This window comes from Secundilactobacillus mixtipabuli, from assembly GCF_002217925.1.
GTDB lineage: Bacteria > Bacillota > Bacilli > Lactobacillales > Lactobacillaceae > Secundilactobacillus > Secundilactobacillus mixtipabuli.
This window is the reverse complement of sequence record NZ_BCMF01000007.1, coordinates 69,936-91,211: the sequence shown is the minus strand read 5'-3', so window position 1 is coordinate 91,211 and position 21,276 is coordinate 69,936. Positions and strand designations below refer to the sequence as shown.

The window sequence follows — 21,276 nt, the reverse complement described above, 5'->3', positions numbered from 1 at the left end:
CCGTGAAGCCGTGAAAAGGTATACTGCTTTCAGAGAATTTTTGTGTAATGAAAGGGATAGATATGGAATTACCTGCAGCTTTTAAAACAAAATATCAGCATTTACTTGGTGACGAAGCAGCCGCCTTCTTCGCCAGTTTCAATCAACCAGAAAACAGTGGTTTCCGAATCAACCCAATGCGTCCGGTACCAGATGACCTAGATTTATCCGATCCAGTGCCTTATACCGAGTGGGGCTATTATGGAAAAGTTAGCGGCCACAGTTTGGATCATCAAAGTGGCGCTGTGTACAGCCAGGAACCCAGTGCCATGTTTGTGGGCGAAGTTGCCCATCCTAGTGCCGGCATGCGGGTGCTGGATCTATCTGCAGCCCCAGGCGGCAAAACAACGCACCTGAGCAGCTTTTTACAACAAACCGGGTTACTTGTCAGTAATGAAATTATGCCAAAAAGAGCAAAAGTTTTAGCCGAAAACACGGAACGTTTTGGTTTAAGCAACACGTTAGTACTCAACGAAAACCCAACTTCGATTGCGAAAACCTTCCCGGCCTTTTTTGATCAAGTGCTGGTCGATGCGCCGTGCTCAGGAGAAGGCATGTTCCGTAAGGATCCTGACGCAGTTAGCTATTGGTCAACGGATTATCCTGCTGCCTGTGCCAAACGGCAACGCGAAATTCTGACAGAAGCAGTGAAAACAATTAAACCCGGTGGTGAACTTGTTTACTCGACCTGTACGTTCGCGCCAGAAGAGGACGAACAAATTATCTCGTGGCTGCTGGAGACTTATCCGCAGTTTGAAGTTGTTCCGATTGAAAAGCCGGCTGGTATTATTGATGCCAAGCCAGAGTGGGGAAATGGCGATCCCAGTTTGAAAGGTGCCGCTCGCTTATTCCCACATTTGATGAGAGGCGAGGGTCATTTCGTTGCCAAGTTAAAACTGACTGACCCCATTAGTGACACCAAGAAGTCGCATCGACAAGCATCGAATGTGTCGCGGAATCAATCCCATCTGTTCGAGGATTTTGCTGCTGACTACCTTAATTTTAAAGTCGATTCGCATCAGTTAATGGCATTTGGCGATCAGCTTTATTTGATGCCAGAAGGCACACCATCTTTACGAAAATTAAAAGTTGTTCGACCAGGTTTACACCTTGGGACCTTTAAAAAGAATCGTTTTGAACCGAGTTACGCGCTGGCTTTGGCGTTACAACCTGGTCAGTTTAAGTTTGAGACCGCAATTTCCGAGACTGATTGGAAACAAGTGGTCCATGGTGATACGTTCACCAGTGACGATCTACCGATTAAAAAAGGGTGGGTCCGACTGATTTGCAATGGCCAGCCCGTTGCCTTTGGCAAAGTAGTCAATCATACCGTCAAAAATTTCTTTCCCAAGGGTTTACGCTTTAAAGCTTATTAAAATGATTGGAATTTAAAAAGATGACTACTTACCGCATGAAAGGGCAAGTAGTCATCTTTTTGTATATAACAATTATTCTAGTGAAATAAACCTTTGCCGTGCAAATGATTCTAATTCGGGCGAAAAGACCATCGATTGTTTACGCAAATCTTTCACCGTTTTGCTACCAGTTAACAACATTAAACATTTGAAGTCCTGAAGCCAATGTATCAGCCAATCTTCAGTTACTGAATAGTCATCGGTAATCAAATGGTGCAGAACTTCACCAGCCATACCAGCAACGTCAGCGCCTAAAGCCAATGCTTTGATAGCGTCCAAGGGTGTTTTGATCCCACCACTGGCGATAATTACCGGACGGGCAGACAATTTGCGCATTTCAAGTAATGATTCCGTCGTCGTTAGGCCCCAGTCATCGAGATAAGCCATCTCTTTTTGTGGCCGACGAAAATTCTCGATTTTGGCAAAACTGGTCCCGCCACGACCACTTAAGTCAACGTATTTGACCCCAATTGACATGAGTTTTTGAACCGTTTTAGCAGTCATGCCAAAGCCAACTTCCTTCACAATAACGGGGATATCCAGCTTAGCCACAATGGCTGCTAACTGATCCAGCCAGTAAAATTCACGATCACCTTCTGGCATGATGATTTCCTGAGCAGCGTTAATGTGGACCTGCAACGCGTCTGCTGAGATCATCTCGACGACTTTTCGAGCATCGTCAACACTATGTCCCGCACCAATATTAGCAATCATCATTCCCGTTGGATTATAATGCCGGACAATTGAAAAAGTCTCAGCTAAATCGGGTTCTTTTAAGGCAACACTTTGCGAACCAACAGCCATTGGTAAATGAGTGATGGCAGCTAGTTGTGCCAACTGAGCATTTAGCTGACCGGTCCGTTCACTCCCACCAGTCATTGCTTCAATCATAACAGGATAGGCAATCTGTTTGCCTGCAAAAGGAGTCATTGAATCAACGTCCGATAGTGCTAATTCAGGCAGACTCTGATGAAGTATCCGGACTTGATCAAAACTGCTATTGGCAGACTGATGAAATTTTTCTGCTAGTGAAACGTGTTCATCTTTACGATGTGACTGTTGTGAGGTCATATGATCACTCCTCTACGTCGTGAACGTTAAAGTTTAAAGGAATAATTTGATTTGAAGCCCAAGTATCAACCAGTTGATTTAATTGCTTATGCGAATCAATGATGGCAATCCCGCAATCACCGCCGCCAGCACCTGACGTTTTAGCAATACCGCCAAAGGCTTCAGCAATTTCACACAATTTTTTAAGCAGCGGTGTTTCGATATGGGCGTGGGTAAATTGGTCTAACTCGTTTAGTAATTTTCGGTTCACAGCAATCTCAGTCTGAATCGTTTCTAGATCCTGATTTCTGAAGCCATCGATCATTCGTTTCAGGCAGGCCTTACTATTCGTCAAAAAGTCTTGATAAGCCTGTTGCCGCTTAGCTTTGTTCAGTGCAACACGGTCCACTAAGTGAGATGTTGACGCTGGCGAACCCGTCCAGCCGACCAATAACTTCAAGTTTTCTGGTGGGGTCAGCAATTCAATGTCCAGCCCTGGCCAGTCCATGGAAAGCATTTCAGCAAAGTTATAGTTTTTTTCGGCAAGCTTTAACCAATCCCGGTCAAAGGAGTGATAGGCGATCCAACCACCGTAGACGCTGGCTGCAATGTCACCTAGTGAGCCGTTGCCTTGAACGTGAAAATGGGCAATGGCCGCTAACTTAAAGAGTTTGTCATGGTTAACGGGCAGCTGGTAAAATTTGCAAAGTGCTTTGATTGTGGCTACGGTCACAGCCGCTGAGGAACCCAAGCCATACTTACGGCCATCCTGACTATCTAGATCACTTTCCACGGTTAAATGGTAGATGCCTAAATCTGTCCCCAGAGTTTTAGCGTAATCCTCAGTCACTTTAATGGCGGACAAAATGTAATGGAAGGGGTTATCCCGGTTATCAAACACCATTTCTCCATCCTCACGGCGCCAGTAGATTGAGTTTTCCTGATATTGACTAGAAACGATACTGCCGATTTGGTCAGCAGATTGAATCGTCACCGTCACAAATTGATCCAGCGCAACAATGATCGCGGGGAAACCAGTCTCAACGACGGCGTATTCACCTGCAATATAAAGTTTGCCTGGGGCTTTCACAGAAATCAAAACATCATGTCCTTTCATTAGCAAGACAGACTGAACTGCTGCTAATTGATTAATCTGAAATTGAGATACCCGAACCTGGTCGGGTAATGAGTACTTGTTTATCACCAAAGACGGCTTGAAAATGCTGCGCAATGCGCTCAGCATCAGCCCCTTGGCAAATGATCTTCAGGTTTGGCCCAGCGTCCATTGTAAAGTAACAGGGAATCCCTTGCAAACGTAAGTCTTTAACCATCTTCATCGCTCTAAGACTATCAGCGTTAAAGTATGTAAAATTGGGATCAGAACTGAGGGTCAAAGCATGCATGCGCATGGCGTTTTGCTCTGAGGTATGACCTAGTAACGTGAAGTCTTGATTTTGAATCGCCGTTTTGACGGTCTCAAAATCAGCTTGACTCGCTTTGATCCATTCAACATAAAATGGGCTGGTTTCAACAGCTAACTGCATGCCAACTCGGCTGGAGATTTTCTTTTGTTTGGCCGTTAAAACCAAGGCGATAACGGCAAGATCCCACGTTGGCTGCTCGTCGATGGGATACGCAAAGGAAGTCTCGTCATCATGTCCTTGCTGCCAGGCAACAAACCCGCCAAAAATGGAACGCGTTGCTGAACCTGAACCACGCCGGGCCAGCCTAGAGAGGTCCCGGCGATTTAAATTCAAACCAGCGGCTCGGCTAGCTGCGCCGGCCAGTGCTGCAAATCCCGATGCAGAAGAAGCTAATCCTGCTGCCGTGGGCACAAAATTCTTTGTTTCGACTTTTGCTCGATAAGTAATGTGGGCCAAATCACGAACCAGGTTCAAAAAAGTCCGAATTTTTGCACTGTCTTTATCTGAGAGCTCTTCACCGTCAAAAATGACCTTATCCGTTGCCAGTTCAGGTAAAAATTGCACGCTAGTTTTAGTGTAAAATTCATCCAGCGTCATCGATAAACTGTCGTTTTGTGGAATGATCAGTTGAGTGTCTAATTTGCCCCAGTATTTCACCAGAGCAATGTTAGTATGTGCTTTTGCGGTGATTGGGTGCGTTGCAATGGTCATGATTTGTTTTCCTCACTTTTTAAGGGCTGAACCCATGATTGGGTAACACCTTGGTTAGCCAGTGCCAGCCGAATTTGGGTGGCCGTTGCTTCATCTGGTGCAAGGCAGATCATACAGCCCCCCATACCACCACCAGTTAATTTGGCGCCCAACGCGCCATTTCGGTTAGCCACGGTGATCATTTCATCTAATCGGGGATGACTAACACCAAGCTGCTTTAAAAAATGCTGAGCGCGGTCAAAAATGGTGCCTAATTCAGTTAAGTGATCGTTAGCCAGCGCTGATTTTGCAGCATAGGTTAACTGGCCTAAACCTTTGATGGCTGTCTCAGCAACTTGCGGTTCACGCTCGCGCAATGAGGCAACTGCCTTAACCGCTAATCCGGTTTGCCCATGAACCCCCGTATCAGCGACGACCAAATAGCCATGTAAGTGGAAGGGGATACTGATCGGCTGAGTTCCGGTAATAAACCAGATTGGATTAGTCGCACTAGCTGTCGCCACATCAATGCCGCTAGGATTGCCATGAATGATTTTTTCCGAAATATTTGCATCCGCCAATAATTGTTCGTGGGAGAGCGGCTGGTTTAAAAAGCGATACAGCGCCCGGATAATGGCCACCGCAGTAGCAGCGGACGAACCCATGCCCCGTTCAGCAGGTAAATGACTGTTAATGGTTAAGTCAAAGCCAATATTGGGCACGTTAAAGCGCACTAATAAGTCATCAATCAACTGATTGATCCCTGCTAATTGCGATGGCCCTGCCTGTCTAGCTCCTGTATAGTAGCGGCTGATCAATTGCTGAATACCATCTTCACGACGAGCGATAGTCACACTTTCGCGAACGGCTGGCAATGGTAATGCAATTGCAGGTTGGTGATACACAACACTATGTTCACCAATTAGTATGATTTTTGCGTGACTGCTGCCACTTGCCGGTGTATCCACAAAAATGACTCCCCTCAAATATAGTAATTGAATAAATAACACGTCTTATACATGATTACAAACACATGGTATCATACGACAAATAGCCGATTGTTACAAGATAATGCGGGGTTAAGCAAGCCGAAATTAAGTAAATTTAATGCTTTATTTAAGAATAACTGAATGATGCCATTAAAGCGTTAATTAAAGTAAAATTGTTTCATCTATAAACGTCTGCTTCCGCCTAGGAACCAAGTGTAGTATGATAAACGAAGAAAGATAATAGAGAATTTGGTGAAATTAATGGATGCAAATACAATTTATGCCGTCGTCGATATTGAAACGACTGGTACTAACGTTGCTGAAGGCAACCGAATGATTCAATTTGGGTGCGTGCTGGTACAGAATGGCGAAATCATTAACCATTTCAACACAGACGTTAATCCACAAACCTCAATCCCACAATCGATTCAGGCTTTAACGGGTATTTCTGAAGCGCAGGTCAAAAAAGCACCCTTGTTTGATGACGTGGCGGGTACGATATACAGTTTATTGTCTGATACTGTTTTCGTGGCGCACAATGTCAATTTTGACTTTCCGTTTGTAAATGCAGAATTGGAACGGGTGGGCTATCCCAAACTTGATATTCAAGCCATCGACACGGTGACGTTGAGTCAAATCCTGTTGCCGACAGTCCCAAGTTACCGACTGCACGATTTGACATCATATCTTAATATTGAACACGATCACCCGCATACTGCTAATGACGATGCATTAGTGACGGGAGAATTATTGATCGTGTTGTTCAAACGCATGCTTGAACTGCCGATTGTGACTTTACAGCAAATGGTTGCGGAAGAGGCTGATCTACCGCAAAATACCGCGGAAGTCTTCAAGTGGGGACTCGCTGAAGTCCGTAAGAATCCCCGGAGTTTGCCTGATTATTTGTACGTCTCCCACGGGATTGCGCTGCGAAAAACACCGGTCTTAGCACCAACGAATGATCGGGAATATACTTATCCGAGAACGAAAAAAAACAAACTGAAGCGGTTCCCAAAGCACTTTGAGTGGCGGGCTGATCAAGCCAAAATGATGAACTTGATTTACCGTCAATATACAGACACCGAAACTGCCAATCAGCCATTGATCGTAGAAGCACCTACTGGTACGGGGAAAACTTTGGGGTACGTCTTGCCAATGGCCTATCTCGCACAAAAATACAATAAACAGGTGGTCATTGCCACCGATACGGTTTTGCTGCAAAATCAACTGATTAATCAAACGATGCCGCTGTTAGAAAAAATGCTGCCGTTCGAAACGCATGCGGAAGTTGTGAAGGGAAACGCCCATTATCTTGATCTATCACGGTTTAAAGTTTCTCTGAGTCAAGCTGATCATTCTAAGCAGACACAGCTGATCAAACTTCGTCTGCTGGTCTGGCTCAGTCAAACCACGACTGGTGACTTAGACGAACTGCATTTTAAGAATGAACCGCCGTACTTAGATAGTGTTTACCACCACGGTATGGCCGATTTAACGGATACCGATCCGTTTTACGAAGATGACTTTCTCCGTCGGCTTTACACACGGTTGAAATACACGCAGTTCATTATTGTTAACCATGCATTTTTGGTTCAGCATGCTGATTTACTGGGTGATAATTTTCATCAGCCGTACCTAGTTGTTGATGAAGCGCAGCATCTCGCTGATTATGCGTTAAGGACACAACGGCAAAAGTTTGATTTCCAAGTTTCACTGTCGACTGGCCGGCGATTGATGGAATTGCTGGACCCGGAAAATGAATACGGTCTAACAGCCGCAACTGAAGGGCTAACGCTGAACGATGATTTAAGTACCTTCTATCGTTGGCTCATCGAATTCAGTCGACAGTTACGAGCTCTAAGTGACTACCTAACAAGCCACTTCAAAGCCCAGTTTGGTGGGAAATTCACTAAACCCTATAAAGAAATTGTGATTTCAGAAACCGATTGGATTGGCTTTCTCAAACAACGTGAAGGCTTATTTGAACAGTTAGACATCTTAGTGGGAAAGTTTCAAGATAAGTTGTCGGCAATCACCGATTCTTTTTATCAGCAGTCTAATCGCTGGTTAAAGAGTGATGAGGAACTGTTCATGCGTTTTTCTCACGCAGTCAACGCCCTGACGGATGCTTGGAAGACGCTGTCTGCCATTCGGCAGGCACCGCAACATGAGGAAGCAGGGACGGGCAGTTATCTCTATTGGCTGACAGTCAGCAACGATTTAACTCACATTATGGTTGCTTCTAATTTAATGACTGTAGAGGGCTTTTTATCACAGCAGATCTACTCTCATTTTCAAGCCCCTACGTTTACCGGTGCAACCCTCTTCTCGTCCAACCGATCACAGTATCTGTACGATCAGTTAGATCTTGATCGAACCGCGGTCAAAATGCGTCGGCTAAAATCCGACTTTAATTTTGAAACCCAAGCTAAAATGTACATGACAAACGATGCCCCTGATATTAAGGAAGAAGAAAAGTATAATCAGTATGTCGCACAAACGCTGATTAAAGCCCTGACTCGGGTTAATCGACCAACCCTTGTCTTATTTAACTCATTGGCAGCCATTGAAGCTGTTTACAGTAAGTTAACGGAAGCCATTCATCCAAAGGAACGGTTAATTTTGGCACAAGGGATTTCTGGTTCCAAGGAAAAATTGATCAAGCGCTTTATGGATGAAGACAATGCAGTTCTGCTTGGCGCTGCCAGTTTCTGGGAAGGAATCGATTTGCCTCAGGACAAGTTGCAGCTGTTAGTGATTGCCCGTTTGCCATTCGACTCACCAGATCAATTGGAGACGAAAGTTCAGTATGAACGGATGAAGGCAAAGGGTAAGAATCCATTTTATAATCTATCCTTACCCAAGGCCACCTTACGATTGCGGCAGGGGATCGGCCGGCTAATTCGAACCCGGCAGGATTACGGTGCTGTTATTGTGCTTGATAGCCGGCTGGTAACACGGCATTACGGGCAAACAATCTTAAAGACCTTACCTGCAAGCTTACCAACCATGACGGGCACGGTACCGCAGTTGCTTAATGATATGACTAAATTCTTTAAAAATCACAAAAGTATCGGCCACGATAGCTGAGATTTTGCTATAATTGTTGGCAGTAACAATTGAAAGAAGGCGTGTTGAAGAACATGAGAAGGGAACATGCAAGCCGGCGGTCAATCAGTAACCGCATTTTGCTCATCATTTTGGGCATTATCGTGGTTTTGCTGCTATTCATTTTTGGGGGGATTCACCATGCAACTTCCCCGGTGACTAAAGCGAAAGCGCAGTCTATCCAAATTGCTAAAAAATATGCTGGCCTTAAAACGACTGATGGTTTTTATTGGACCAATTTAAACCAGACTTACTACACCGTTGCAGGTAAGAATAATCAAAATCAGTCGGTATACATTGTTGTTCCCCAAAAGGGCGGCAACGTTGTTGCATTGCAGCAGTCAGCTGGCCTATCACGTGACCAGGCACTTAGCCGGATCTGGTCAAAGCACAATCCTAAAAAAGTGCTTTCAGCAGCGCTCAGCGTATTTAACGGGCATCCTGCTTGGGTGATTAGCTACATGAACCAAAAGAATCATTTATGCTACGAAACGTTAAGTTTTAAATCAGGTAAGGTATTACAGTCGATTGAAAATATTTAATCATACAGGTTATTCAAGGAGGCTATTTTTTTGAAGATCTCACAGCGTGCACAAAAGCTTCAACCCTCAGCAACGATGAAAGTTTCTTCTCAGGCGAAAAAAATGATTGCTGACGGTCTCGACGTGATTAATCTTGGTATTGGTGAGCCTGATTTTGAAACCCCTAAAAACATTGAACAGGCAGCCATTGACGCAATCAAAGCTGGTAAAGCCAGTTTCTATACGCCAGCTGCTGGGATTTCAGAACTCCGCACTGCGGTTGCAAACCGTACTGAAAATGACTATGGTTTGCAGAATCTGACGGCTAAAAATGTTGCCATTACGACAGGTGCCAAGATGGCGCTGTACAGTACTTTTCAAGCCATTCTTGACCCAGGTGATGAAGTTTTGTTGCCTGAGCCTTATTGGGTGAGCTATTCTGAACAGATCAAGCTGGCAGGCGGTGTGCCGGTTGCCGTTCCCGTGGGCGACAGTTTCAAAGCAACACCAGCGGATTTGGCAGCGAAGGTAACGGATAAAACCGTTGCGTTTGTCTTAAATAGCCCTGAGAACCCAACTGGTGTCATTTACGATCATTCAGAACTCAGTGAATTAAACGATTGGACCAGTCAGCATCATTTAATGGTCGTCACGGACGATATTTACGGCCAACTCGTTTATAATGGTGCCCATTTTACTTCAATTGCCCAACTTGCTGACCAGTTGGATCCCCGAATCATTATCATTTCTGGTGGGAGTAAAACTTATTCTATGACTGGCTGGCGGATGGGTTATGTGGTTGCCAATGAGCAGCTGATCAGTAAGATTGCTGCTTTTCTGTCCCACGCCACTGGCAATCCAACTGCAGTTAGTCAGTACGCGCTCCTGGAAGCCTTGACGGGTGATCAGGCACAGGTTGAAGTCATGCGTCAAGCCTTTGAAAACCGCCTTAACACTGTTTATCCACTGTTAAACGACATTCCAGGATTTGACCTTCCCGTTAAACCACAGGGGGCTTTCTACCTTTTCCCAGACGTCAGTGCTGCATTAAAACTTTCCGGTATTGAAACGACTGGCGAGCTAGTTAGCCGGCTGTTAACTGAAGCACACGTTGCTTTAGTTGACGGTTCAGCCTTTGGCGTCTCGAATCACGTCCGGATCAGTTACGCGACTGATTTGACATCATTAAAAACAGCTATGGTTAGAATCAAGGCTTTCATGGTACAATTTAAAGACTAATTATTTATTGGAGGTTACATTGTGCAACAGATTAACATCATTAACGCCAAAGACCACGTTGACGAAAAAGTTAAAATCGGTGTTTGGCTAACTAACAAGCGTTCCAGCGGAAAAATTGCTTTCCTGCAATTACGAGACGGTACCGCCTTTTTCCAAGGTGTCGTCCTTAAAAATAACGTTTCTGAAGAAGTTTTTGAATTAGCTAAGGAACTTCGTCAAGAAACCAGTATGTGGATCACTGGTGTGATTCATGAAGACAGCCGTTCAAAATTTGGCTACGAAATTGCGGTGGAAGACATCGAAGTGATTGGGGAAAGCGAAGACTACCCAATTACACCAAAGGATCACGGGGTCGACTTCCTGATGGATCACCGTCACTTATGGCTACGTTCATCACGTCCTCATGCCACTATGATCATCCGTAACGAAGTCATCCGTGCTACCTATGAATTCTTCAACAAGGAAGGCTTTACCAAGATCGATGCACCAATCTTAACGGGTAGTGCACCTGAAGGGACAACTGATTTGTTCCACACAGAGTACTTCGATCGTGATGCTTATCTGTCACAATCAGGCCAACTCTACGAAGAAGCTGGCGCAATGGCTTTTGATAAGGTCTTTTCGTTTGGCCCAACGTTCCGTGCTGAAAAGTCCAAGACTCGTCGTCACTTGATTGAGTTTTGGATGATCGAACCAGAAATGGCCTTCATGCATCAGGAACAAAGTTTGGAAATTCAGGAACATTACATTGCTTTCTTGGTTCAAAACGTTATCGATCATTGTAAGGATGCTCTCGACGTTTTAGGCCGTGACATTGATACCCTTAAGCAATATACGCAATTACCTTATCCACGAATCAGTTACGATGAAGCTGTCGAAATGCTAAAGGAAAACGGTTTTGACGTTGACTGGGGTGTTGATTTCGGTTCACCTGAAGAAACTTTCTTGGCTGATCAGTTCAAACAACCTGTGTTTGTTTTAAACTATCCAAAAGCCATTAAGGCCTTTTATATGAAGGAACACCCAACACGTAAGGACGTTGTTATCTGTGCTGACTTATTGGCACCAGAAGGTTACGGCGAAATTATTGGCGGTTCTGAAAGAGCGACCGATTATGATTACCTTTACGACCAAATTGTGAAGACTGGTTTGGATCCTAAGGAATACAGCTGGTACTTAGATCTTCGTAAGTACGGTAGTGTGCCTCACTCAGGATTCGGTTTGGGTCTTGAAAGAGCAATTACGTGGATCACCGGTGAAGATCACGTTCGAGAAGCCATTCCATTCCCACGTCTATTGAACCGTATTTATCCATAGACTTTAAATAACTCGCATAATATTGAAACTTCTCCGGAGCCTAACTAAGATGGTGCAATGGGGGAGTTTCTTCGCTTTTAGACTAACTTACAAGGATGGGAGGGATTAAGATGGACGCATTTGCGAATGCCTTGATTAAATCAGGCCAAACAACGCTTTCAACCTTATTGCTGGAACATTATCGCGAACTTGGCATGAGTAATACTCAATTTTTAATTTATCTGCAAATCAAAAGCTACAACGATCGTGGCATCAGTTTTCCTCAAACTGAGACCATCGCTAAAGCGGTAGGTTTGACGGATAACCAAATTTTTCAGGAACTGCACACGATGATTGGGAAACGATTAATGCAGATCAATACGGTACAGCAGCCGGGTCAATTAGCGCGGGACTCATACGATTTTTCCTTGCTGTATGAGAAATTGGCACAGTATGTTAAACAGGCAGAGACAGAAACCATTACCAGTCAAGTGGCAAACGACCGGGAAACCATTTTTAATCAAATTGAGACTGAATTTGGTCGACCGTTATCGCCAATCGAGCTCGAAATGATTTCTCAGTGGCTGGACGAAGATCATTATCAAGTTGGCGTGATTCGCTTAGCACTTAAAGAAGCGGTCCTAAACCAGGTTTATAATCTGAAGTATATGGATCGTATCCTGTTAAACTGGCAAAAAAAGCACCTGACGACTCCTGAACAGGTTCAGCATGAAAGAGAACAGCGTCAATTAAAGCAGACGTCTGCAGGCCCAAATCAAGCTAATAAGGGCAATCAAAAAAATAACCATTTACCAAATATCCCGATGTTTAAGATTGGTGAGCAGCCGAAAGATTAGTTTTCCTTAACTTTATTTCAAAAAAATCCCGATATCAGTTTGAATTAATAACTGATATCGGGATTTTTTGTTTAATCAATGACAGGCTTATTGCCCATTTTTAGTTGTCGCTGTATTCGTTCTACCAGTGTTATCACCGTTGTTCGTGTTTGGTGTAGTTTCAGTAGAATTTGAATTAGTATTTTGTGTGTCGTTATTACCACCACCGCCAGCGCCGCCATTACCACCAGTTGGGCGCTGTTCAGTTGATGTGCTGGAGCTCTTACTTGAACTGGAACTCTTCGATGAACTATTCGTATTTGCTTCGTTATTACCAGTCGAATCATTGGCATTTGTACTGCTGCTGATGCCATCATTGGTAGCGGTTGAAGCGTCACCCGGATAGCCGGCAACGTAATATTCCGTCGTGCCGTTTCGACGAGTAGCCACAACGTCTGAAGGAGCTGTCCAATCCGTGTTGCTTGCATTTTGCTGAACGTAACTCATTTCAGAACGATAAATTTCCTGAGCAATCTTGGTTTGCTCGTAAGGGAGGTAGTGTCCCTGCTCAAACTGTTTGTCATAGCCCGTCCAAACGGATAAGGAATAGTTCTTAGTATAACCAGTGAACCAAGAGTCCATTGCCGCATCACTAGGAACTGAAGATGCGTAATCATCGGGATAGGCGGTTGTCCCCGTTTTACCAGCTTGGTAGAGACCTGAAATGTTAGCAGCGGTACCTGAACCATTTGTACTGGTAATAACGCCTTTAAGCATGTCCGTAATCATAAATGCTGTGGCAGGTGACATTGCCCGAGTTCCCTTAACACCATATGAGTGGGATTTCCCATCCGCCGTCACAACGTGGTCCAGCAAATGTGGTTTGTAATAAGTCCCACCATTTGCAAAGGCTGCGTACGCTGCGGCTTCTTGTTCAGTGGAAATGTAAAGACCGATCCCGTTTTGAAGGGTCAGCTTATCGTTGAAGGTCATTCCCAAGTTACCCAAAAAGTTAGTGGCTCGATTAATCCCAACAGCATCTAATGTTCTAACCGCCGGAATGTTCCGTGATTCTACCAGCGCCTTACGCATGGTGATCGTGCCTTCATGACGATTGTCAAAGTCGTTTAGTTCACGCGTGGATCCAGGGTAGTAATACTGGGTATCTTGAACGGGTTGATAAGTTGGGTATTTCAGATATTGAATTGCGGGACCGTAATCGGCGATTGGTTTTGCAGTTGAACCACTGGAACGATCCGTTTGCACTGCTCGGTTAAGGCCAAATGAGACATTACTGGTTTTACGGCCACCCAGCATTGCAACAACTTTACCGTTATTCGGGTTAACCATTGTGGCACCTAACTGGAATTTGTTGCTTGGATAAGCAACGTAATTATTGCTGTTGGCAATACTGTACAGGTGCTTTTGAGCTGACATATTCAGGTTCGTATAAACCCGCAAACCATCAGTGTTAGTGTTGTAGCCATCACTCTTGAGTTCTGAGTAAACTTCCTTAAGGTAAGCATCAATGTACTTTTGATTAGTCAGATTAATCGTACTTACTGGATGCGTTTTAGCTAAGTCACTTTGAACACCAACGGCTTTAGCAGCAGTGGCTTGGCTGGCAGTAATCTGCTTATTGGCAACCATCGCGTCCAAGACCTGATTTCGTCGATATGTGGCATATTTGGGATGATGAATCGGGTCATAATTCGTTGGGCTTTGTGGCATCCCAGCAATCATCGCCATTTCTGGCAGGCTTAACTTGGTTAACGATTTACCATAGTAGTAATGGGCGGCAGTTTGCATCCCATAAACACCGTTACCCATGTAAACTTTATTAATGTAAAATTCAAGGATCTGCTGTTTACTGTACTTCTGGTCAACTTTGATAGCTAACCAAGCTTCCTGCGATTTCCGTTTTAGAGTTTGGTCAGACTTAGCAGTTGAGAAGACCGACAATTTAACCAGCTGCTGGGTTAAGGTACTCCCACCTTGGAGACCTAATGAAGATCCCGTCACGTTATGCACGGCGGCACTGATGATCCGGATGGGGTCCACACCGTAATTCTTATAAAAGCGGCGGTCTTCAATTGAAACAACGGCCGACTTCAACTGAGCGGGGATGTTCTTAGATTTCACGTAGTCACGGTTTTGGGCACCGAGCCTTGAAATCACGTTGTTATTCGAATCATAGACTTTAGTTGAAGTATCACTTTCGAGTGCGGATTGAGAAATGCTTGGCGCACCTTCAGCATAGTAGAAGAAAACAACGGCACCTAATAGAATAGCTGCTAAAAAGAGAACAAACAGCCACTTGAATATGCGCCTAAAGGTATGGTGGCCATTGGAACCACGATTCCGTTCGGCGTGCATTTCTGATCGTGTCTGAGGATTGGATTGATTACTTGACATAAATAGACTCCTTTGATTAAGGCGTTAAATAAGCTGATCAACCGCATCAAGATAAGCAATGATGGGGTTGAGCGAATACTTGATTGGAATGGCACTAGCTTCAAAAGCCGATAGTGGAATTGATTTGCGGCCATTGCCATTTTCCTGTGCATCCCAGTATTTGATTAAGTCAGTTGCTTTCAATAGGTATAATTGATCAAGCGTGACAAATTTGACTAAACCAAAACAAATTCCGCCCTGTTTTAAACAACTACGCATATGTTCAACTTGATGCTGATGAAAGTTATCTAAGGGGAAACGAGTGGTTTCCTTAGTTTCTTTTGCATCAAAATCGATATACCGGCCACGATAAATTCCGTTATAATCAGTGGTAGAGGCTTGTCGGAAATAAGCTTCCCGAATCACCGCGGCACTGCGTTTGGGATAGTCAACCTTGACGATTTGAATAGGAGTCGGTTTTTTATGAATAACTGCAATGTCATGTGCTAAATAGTATTGATTGCTTTCGTTAATTTCCTGTTCTAACGTCATGCCACGACCACCGTGCTTAACCAAGGACGCATTAGTGTGCATCGGTCGGTTAGCTGAGTGTGGCTGGTATTGAGTCCCATTTGGATAATGGATTGTCACTGGCTGGATCATCTCTTTTCTATAGTAAAATGTTGAGAAAAAGTGCATACCCAGTTACGGTTATTATACCAAGTTGACTCGTGAATAAAAACTGGAATATGAAACAATTAACTTAAGTATTATGTAAGAAATTAGTTTTAGCACAACACTCATGGTTGAAATGATACCACAAAAAGGAGACAGTGAAATGCAACGTGTTTGGATTACTGGTTATCGGGCCTATGAATTGGGCGTTTTCTCGGATAAAGAGCCCAAATTTTTAGTGCTGCAATACGCCCTGAAAAAACTCATTACCGCCGCGATTGAAGACGGGACAACTTGGTTGATCACTGGTGGCCAAATGGGGATCGAACAGTGGGCTGCTAAAGTCGGTATCGATCTAAAAAAAGACTACCCAGAGCTTCAAGTGGCAATGATGACACCTTTCACACACTTCGGTAGTCAATGGAAACCAGAGAATCAGGCGAAATTAGCAACACTGATTTCACAAGTTGATTTTCACGCTAGCGTCAGTGATCACGACTACACATCACCACAACAATTAAGAAACTATCAAGAATTCATGTTAAGTCACACTGACGGTGCGATTTTAGTATACGATATAGACAACGCAGGCAAATCGAGTTACGATTATAATGCGATTTTGAAGTGGCAGGACAAGCATGATTATCCGCTTCAACTGGTCGATTTTGATCAACTGCAAGAATTTTCATATGAATTTGGCGAAAATTCAAATAAAAATTCAAATTAGGCTTTCAATTTAAACTAAAATTTGATAACATCTTAAATGTTGGTGTTGAATAAGTGATGAGGTGTATTTAAATGGCAACCATTAATTATAATCCAAAAGACATCCTTCAAAAAGAGTTCCGTCAGAAGATGCGCGGGTATGACCCTGCTGACGTTGACAGCTTTTTAGATAATGTGATTAAGGACTACGAAACATTTACGAAGGAAAATCAGCACCTTCAAGACGAGAACGAACGTCTGCGTGCAAAAGTTGATGAATTGACGAAGCAATTATCCGTTGGCGGTACAACAACCGCACAACCAAGTCAGCCAGCTGTCAATGTGACTAACATGGATATTCTAAAACGTCTTTCCAACCTTGAACGCCACGTCTTTGGTTCTCAAGTAGACAGTGGTGCTAACGCATCCCACCGTCTGTAATAACTAGATAGTAACTTGTAAATCTCGGGTAATCGCGGCCGGCTTATGTCGGCTGAGGAAAGTCCATGCTCGCACAAGCTGAGATGCTTGTAGTGTTCGTGCTCGGTGAAAAAATAAGCCGGGGGACTTCGTAAGAAGTTACGGCGGGAAAACGCGCTAAGGTTTCGGCTATGCGTTAATATCCCTGAAAAGTGCCACAGCGACGATGACGTATTCGGAAACGGGTACGGTGGAACGTTGGTAAACCCCTCGAGCGGGCAACCCAAACTATGGTAGGGGAGCTTCACATCTGGAAATGAACTAAATGTGGGGGAAGAGTTTTTAACTCTTGAGATAGATGATTACCGCTTTATTAGACTGTCCCTGACATCTAATAAAGTACGGAACATGGCTTACAGAGATTTACAGTTCAGGATTGGTGAGAGGTGACTCTCACCTTTTTTTATGCAGTTTAACTGGCCACTCACCACAAAGAAAGAGGCAAAACATGGCAGAACAAAAATTTCAATTATACGCAGCAACCGCCAGCGGACTAGAAGCATTAGCTGGTCAAGAATTACGCGATTTAGGCTATGAGGTTCGCGTTGATAACGGACGAATTTATTTTGAAGGAGATATGACCGACATTTTACGAGCCAATATTTGGCTTCGATCGGCAGACCGAATCAAAATTGTGTTAAACACGTTCAAGGCGACGACCTTCGACGATATTTTTGATACCGTAACTGCGATGCCTTGGGACCAATGGTTACCAATGGACGCCAAATTTCCGGTGGACGGCCGCTCTAAAAACTCTAAGCTGTTTAGTGTCCCCGATATTCAAGCGGTCACTAAAAAAGCGATTGTGAATCAAATGGCAGCAGCCTACCACCGGAAGACGCGCTTTCCAGAAACCGGTGCGCAATTTAAGCTTGAAATCGCGTTAAACAAGGATGAAGCAATGCTGACGCTGGATACAACGGGTGATAGTTTATTCAAACGAGGCTACCGTCAAGAAAAGGGTGAAGCACCACTAAAGGAAAACTTCGCTGCTGCCCTGATCATGCTAACCAACTGGCATACGGATATGCCGTTTGTTGACCCAATGTGTGGTTCTGGTACCTTACCAATCGAAGCTGCCCTCATGGCACGTAACATTGCGCCTGGGTTCAACCGTCATTTTTCATGCGAGAATTGGCATCCTGATAACCTTAAGATTTCAAACGAACTTAAGGAAGAAGCCAAGACGAAGCAAAATGACAACGTTGTTGATATTACTGGTTGTGATATCGATGGGTCAATGATTGATATCGCTAAGTTAAACGCAAACGGCGCGGGTGTGCTACATGACATCACCTTTAAACAGGTTGCGGTCAAAGACTTTAAGACTGATAAAGAAGACGGCGTGATTATTGTTAACCCACCATATGGTAAACGAATGGGCGATCAAAAGAGCGTTCGGAAGTTATACCAGCAAATGGGACAGGTTTTCAAGCCTCTGACAACTTGGTCGAAGTACATTTTAACTGCTGACCTTGAGTTTGAAACTTTCTACGGTGAAAGAGCAACTAAACGCCGTAAACTGTATAACGGTGCCTTAAGAACGGATTATTTCCAGTATTGGGCAAATCATCGAAAACATTAATATTGGAAAAGCTGCTACTACCAATCAGACTGATTGGTAATAGCAGCTTTTTGCGTAAAATAACCTTTTTACCCTCCTGATGTTCTAAAATCTAACATGCAGGTGAAAATTATCAAAAAAATTTAATCTTTAATGTTTCCTGCCCTCATACCGTTTACTGGTAAACCATTAGATTTCACTTCCTAACATCAGCTAAATCCCGCTGGAAAGGCAATTAAATTCATGTTAGAATTCATCACATATTCTAAGAGAGAAGTGATTCTATGAGTCTTGCTAACGTCTCGTTCATGGTTCTGTCCAGCATCCTGGTTTTGTTTATGACACCTGGATTGGCTTTCTTCTATGGTGGTTTGGTCTCCAAACGAAACGTTGTCAATACGATGCTGTCGGTATTCGTAATGACCGGCGTCGCCATTATTCTGTGGATTTTAATTGGCTATTCTTTGTCATTTGTTGGTGATCATGGCGGTGTGTTTGGCAGTTGGTCACATCCGTTTATGAGTCGATTGAATTTAAATGCGTTGACCAGTACTCATATTCCTACAAGTCTTTACTCGTTATTTCAAATGATGTTTGCTATTATCACACCGGCTCTGTTTGTTGGCGCCGTGGTTGGCCGGATTCGGTTTAAATTTCTACTGACATTTTTAGTTGTTTGGTCCATCTTCATTTATTACCCAATGGTGCACATGGTTTGGAGTCCTACCGGCATACTAGCCAAGCTTGGCACAGTGGATTTTGCGGGTGGTACAGTGGTTCACATTAACGCTGGTGTCACAGCCTTTGTTTTATCCGCTTTTCTGGGTAAGCGAATTAAGTTTGGCGATATACCACACACGCACTACAACCTGCCTTGGGTATTACTAGGGACCACCATTCTATGGATCGGCTGGTATGGTTTCAACGCTGGTTCTGCACTGGGCGTTAACACGGTTGCCGTTCAAGCCACGATCACAACTACCGTGGCTACCGCCACTGCCATGGTTGCTTGGATGTTCCTCGACATTTTCATTAAGGGAAAGCCAACGTTGGTTGGGGTCTGCACAGGAACGTTGTGCGGTTTGGTTGGGATTACGCCAGGAGCAGGCTTTGTCACCATTGCCGGTTCATTTTGGATCGGTTTAGCGGCCACTTGCTGCAGCTACTTTTTTGTGAATGTTTTAAAGGATCGAATTGGCGTTGATGATGCTTTGGATGCCTTTGGCTGTCATGGTGTCAGCGGGATTATGGGCAGCATTGCGACCGGCCTGTTTGCGACAAAATCCGTTAACAGCAGTCTTGCCGAAAACGGCTGGCTCTACGGTGGCGGTGTTCATTTATTCCTCGTTCAATTAACCGCTACAGCGATTACCATTATCTTTGTTGCCATCATGTGTGTTGTACTCATAAAAGCCCTAGCACTGTTTATGCCAATGCGAGTCGATGCTGACGAAGAAGCATTGGGTTTGGATATTGGCGAACACGGTGAAGAAGCGGATTATACGGTGGAATTAAGCGATGATGTCGCTAAAGCGCAAAGTGATATGAAACTTTACGCAACTGAATTTAAGGGCCAAACTGCCCGTTTACGAGAATGAGGTTATTCCCTTATAATGGAATCATCTGATAAATGAGGTGGTTATATGGGAATCAATCGCGCGCAGAAGGTTGAATTAGTCAATATGTGTATGGTTTATGATTCAAATACAAAGCAGGTTCTGGTTGAGGATAAGACTGATGTGGATTGGGAATTTGGCCACACGTTTCCCGGCGGTCACGTTGAACCAGGTGAACCGGTTGCCAATGCTATGATTCGTGAAGTCTTTGAAGAAACTGGTTTGCACATTAGTCAGCTTGAAGCTTGCGGCTGTGTGGAATGGTTTGATCAGCAAGCTGGTTACCGTAAAATCGGTTTTCTATATCGCACCAATCATTTTTCTGGAACACTCAAACAAGGCGACGAAGGACGTATTTTCTGGTTACCATTAGCAGATTTGAACACCAAAAATACGGCTGAAAGTTTCATGGAAATGTTAGCCATTTTCACGGAACCAACAACCGTATCAGCAGTTTCATCAACTATGAATGGGCAATTGCATTTAACTGCCAATCAAAAGGACGATTAATAAGTCCCAAACTGAGTGAACAATAATGCCTGGCCATAAAGAGCGGCTTTTGAGAAATAGCCAGCCGAATAAGTAACCAAGAAGGGTAACCGTCACTAGTTGGCCCATGATCGTCAGAAATGATAGCGCTGGATAAGTCGTCAGGTAACGGGGTAAATGAATCAGCGCAAATAAAATGGCCTGAATGACCAGTGCCGTTTGCTCAGAATCAACGATTTTTGCCAGCCGGTTTAGCAGATAACCGCGAAAAACGGTTTCCTCACAGATGCCTACAATGAGAAAATCTTGTAGTAACAGGGTTGGTTTAAAGGTAGCAACGATGCCGATGCTGTGCCGCTGAATGAATGCGGTAGCCAGCATGTAAGCCACGATTGCAAAAAGTGTGATATACAGTGGTTTAAAGTTTAAGTTGACGTGAAAAGGCCGGTTGATGATGAACTGGTCTTTTTGGGTATGAAAGATCATGAAAAAACCAATGCCCAGCCAGATCACAATTTTGACAGCATCTGTTAGTAATTCTTCAGTCCAGCCACTCGTTAAATTGATAATTGGTACGTTAATAAACACTTGTATGACAAACCATAAAACAAAAAAGTAGCCGTACTGACTGAGCAGTTGACGACCAGCTCGCTGATGAAGCATAAAGTCACGTCCTTTGTATTATTCAGTGTTTTCAGTTTAGCATGTGGTGTGATTGAGGACAAATCGAGGCCAGTTAAAAAAAT

At 44.0% G+C, this 21,276-nt stretch carries 18 protein-coding genes and 1 other RNA gene; 12 read left to right on the top strand and 7 right to left on the bottom strand.

All coding sequences use genetic code 11. The annotated features are described in order from the left end of the window. The first annotated feature begins 62 nt into the window (after positions 1–62). Positions 63–1,415 (top strand): RsmF rRNA methyltransferase first C-terminal domain-containing protein, encoded by a 1,353-nt coding sequence (locus tag IWT5_RS08100; protein ID WP_089109459.1) that lies wholly within the window; start codon positions 63–65, stop codon positions 1,413–1,415. A gap of 72 nt (positions 1,416–1,487) precedes the next feature. On the opposite strand, the gene fni is transcribed toward IWT5_RS08100, so the two are convergent. Genes fni through mvk form a run of 4 tightly spaced genes read right to left on the bottom strand, consistent with a single transcriptional unit; the run spans position 1,488 to position 5,586 of the window. Beyond that, positions 1,488–2,525 (bottom strand): type 2 isopentenyl-diphosphate Delta-isomerase, encoded by a 1,038-nt coding sequence (gene fni, locus IWT5_RS08095; protein ID WP_089109458.1) that lies wholly within the window; start codon positions 2,523–2,525, stop codon positions 1,488–1,490. Positions 2,526–2,529: 4 nt separating this feature from the next. Next, positions 2,530–3,603: a phosphomevalonate kinase gene (locus tag IWT5_RS08090; protein WP_089109457.1), complete on the bottom strand. Its 1,074-nt coding sequence runs from the start codon at positions 3,601–3,603 to the stop codon at positions 2,530–2,532. Between the two features lie 49 nt (positions 3,604–3,652). Continuing rightward, entirely contained in the window at positions 3,653–4,639 is a 987-nt protein-coding gene (gene mvaD / locus IWT5_RS08085; RefSeq protein ID WP_089109456.1) for a diphosphomevalonate decarboxylase, read from the bottom strand. Next, the gene (gene mvk / locus IWT5_RS08080; RefSeq protein ID WP_089109455.1) at positions 4,636–5,586 is read right to left on the bottom strand and encodes a mevalonate kinase; all 951 of its coding nucleotides are present in this window, start codon (positions 5,584–5,586) and stop codon (positions 4,636–4,638) included. The genes mvaD and mvk overlap by 4 nt, the downstream gene beginning before the upstream one ends. 282 nt (positions 5,587–5,868) lie before the next feature. Between mvk and IWT5_RS08075 the strand changes: the two genes are divergently transcribed. The 5 genes from IWT5_RS08075 (at position 5,869) to IWT5_RS08055 (ending at position 12,628) form a co-directional block, all read left to right on the top strand. Continuing rightward, positions 5,869–8,697: a helicase C-terminal domain-containing protein gene (locus IWT5_RS08075; RefSeq protein ID WP_143443091.1), complete on the top strand. Its 2,829-nt coding sequence runs from the start codon at positions 5,869–5,871 to the stop codon at positions 8,695–8,697. A 53-nt stretch (positions 8,698–8,750) separates the two neighbouring features. After that, positions 8,751–9,257, top strand: coding sequence for a cell wall elongation regulator TseB-like domain-containing protein (locus IWT5_RS08070; protein WP_089109453.1), 507 nt, complete (start codon positions 8,751–8,753; stop codon positions 9,255–9,257). A gap of 30 nt (positions 9,258–9,287) precedes the next feature. Beyond that, a complete protein-coding gene (locus tag IWT5_RS08065) occupies positions 9,288–10,475 on the top strand; it encodes a pyridoxal phosphate-dependent aminotransferase (protein ID WP_089109452.1) in 1,188 nt (395 codons plus the stop codon). A gap of 21 nt (positions 10,476–10,496) precedes the next feature. Next, positions 10,497–11,792, top strand: a complete 1,296-nt coding sequence (gene asnS / locus IWT5_RS08060) for an asparagine--tRNA ligase (RefSeq protein ID WP_159459310.1) — start codon at positions 10,497–10,499, stop codon at positions 11,790–11,792. 110 nt (positions 11,793–11,902) lie between these two features. After that, positions 11,903–12,628 (top strand): DnaD domain protein, encoded by a 726-nt coding sequence (locus IWT5_RS08055; protein WP_159459309.1) that lies wholly within the window; start codon positions 11,903–11,905, stop codon positions 12,626–12,628. 87 nt (positions 12,629–12,715) lie between these two features. Here the strand turns inward: IWT5_RS08055 and IWT5_RS08050 are convergent, their stop codons facing one another. Together IWT5_RS08050 and recU are read right to left on the bottom strand one after the other, a co-directional pair. Then, positions 12,716–15,022, bottom strand: a complete 2,307-nt coding sequence (locus IWT5_RS08050; protein WP_089109449.1) for a transglycosylase domain-containing protein — start codon at positions 15,020–15,022, stop codon at positions 12,716–12,718. Between the two features lie 24 nt (positions 15,023–15,046). After that, on the bottom strand, positions 15,047–15,652 hold the full coding sequence (gene recU, locus IWT5_RS08045; RefSeq protein ID WP_225360256.1) for a Holliday junction resolvase RecU: 606 nt from the start codon (positions 15,650–15,652) through the stop codon (positions 15,047–15,049). A 187-nt stretch (positions 15,653–15,839) separates the two neighbouring features. On the opposite strand from recU, the gene IWT5_RS08040 reads away from it, so the two are divergent. The 6 genes from IWT5_RS08040 to IWT5_RS08015 all read left to right on the top strand — a co-directional run bounded on the left by IWT5_RS08040 (position 15,840) and on the right by IWT5_RS08015 (position 20,551). Next, a complete protein-coding gene (locus IWT5_RS08040) occupies positions 15,840–16,403 on the top strand; it encodes an SLOG family protein (protein ID WP_089109448.1) in 564 nt (187 codons plus the stop codon). Between the two features lie 71 nt (positions 16,404–16,474). Next, a complete protein-coding gene (gene gpsB / locus IWT5_RS08035; RefSeq protein ID WP_089109447.1) occupies positions 16,475–16,822 on the top strand; it encodes a cell division regulator GpsB in 348 nt (115 codons plus the stop codon). 20 nt (positions 16,823–16,842) lie between these two features. Further along, positions 16,843–17,222, top strand: an RNA gene (rnpB, locus tag IWT5_RS08030) — RNase P RNA component class B. A gap of 87 nt (positions 17,223–17,309) precedes the next feature. Next, complete coding sequence (locus tag IWT5_RS08025) at positions 17,310–18,446, top strand: THUMP domain-containing class I SAM-dependent RNA methyltransferase (RefSeq protein WP_089109446.1); 1,137 nt, start codon at positions 17,310–17,312, stop codon at positions 18,444–18,446. Positions 18,447–18,709: 263 nt separating this feature from the next. After that, on the top strand, positions 18,710–20,023 hold the full coding sequence (locus IWT5_RS08020) for an ammonium transporter (protein WP_089109445.1): 1,314 nt from the start codon (positions 18,710–18,712) through the stop codon (positions 20,021–20,023). A gap of 45 nt (positions 20,024–20,068) precedes the next feature. Continuing rightward, on the top strand, positions 20,069–20,551 hold the full coding sequence (locus IWT5_RS08015; protein ID WP_089109444.1) for an 8-oxo-dGTP diphosphatase: 483 nt from the start codon (positions 20,069–20,071) through the stop codon (positions 20,549–20,551). Here IWT5_RS08015 and IWT5_RS08010 read toward each other — a convergent pair. Further along, complete coding sequence (locus tag IWT5_RS08010; RefSeq protein ID WP_089109443.1) at positions 20,525–21,193, bottom strand: CPBP family intramembrane glutamic endopeptidase; 669 nt, start codon at positions 21,191–21,193, stop codon at positions 20,525–20,527. The two genes, IWT5_RS08015 and IWT5_RS08010, sit on opposite strands and share 27 nt — an antisense overlap. Between the last annotated feature and the right edge of the window lie 83 nt (positions 21,194–21,276).

Coding starts and splice junctions, on each gene's coding strand:
- IWT5_RS08100 (WP_089109459.1), top strand. CDS start 63: ATGGAATTACCTGCAGCTTTTAAAACAAAATATCAGCATTTACTTGGT.
- fni (WP_089109458.1), bottom strand. CDS start 2,525: ATGACCTCACAACAGTCACATCGTAAAGATGAACACGTTTCACTAGCA.
- mvaD (WP_089109456.1), bottom strand. CDS start 4,639: ATGACCATTGCAACGCACCCAATCACCGCAAAAGCACATACTAACATT.
- IWT5_RS08075 (WP_143443091.1), top strand. CDS start 5,869: ATGGATGCAAATACAATTTATGCCGTCGTCGATATTGAAACGACTGGT.
- IWT5_RS08070 (WP_089109453.1), top strand. CDS start 8,751: ATGAGAAGGGAACATGCAAGCCGGCGGTCAATCAGTAACCGCATTTTG.
- IWT5_RS08055 (WP_159459309.1), top strand. CDS start 11,903: ATGGACGCATTTGCGAATGCCTTGATTAAATCAGGCCAAACAACGCTT.
- IWT5_RS08050 (WP_089109449.1), bottom strand. CDS start 15,022: ATGTCAAGTAATCAATCCAATCCTCAGACACGATCAGAAATGCACGCC.
- IWT5_RS08040 (WP_089109448.1), top strand. CDS start 15,840: ATGCAACGTGTTTGGATTACTGGTTATCGGGCCTATGAATTGGGCGTT.
- gpsB (WP_089109447.1), top strand. CDS start 16,475: ATGGCAACCATTAATTATAATCCAAAAGACATCCTTCAAAAAGAGTTC.
- IWT5_RS08025 (WP_089109446.1), top strand. CDS start 17,310: ATGGCAGAACAAAAATTTCAATTATACGCAGCAACCGCCAGCGGACTA.
- IWT5_RS08020 (WP_089109445.1), top strand. CDS start 18,710: ATGAGTCTTGCTAACGTCTCGTTCATGGTTCTGTCCAGCATCCTGGTT.
- IWT5_RS08015 (WP_089109444.1), top strand. CDS start 20,069: ATGGGAATCAATCGCGCGCAGAAGGTTGAATTAGTCAATATGTGTATG.
- IWT5_RS08010 (WP_089109443.1), bottom strand. CDS start 21,193: ATGCTTCATCAGCGAGCTGGTCGTCAACTGCTCAGTCAGTACGGCTAC.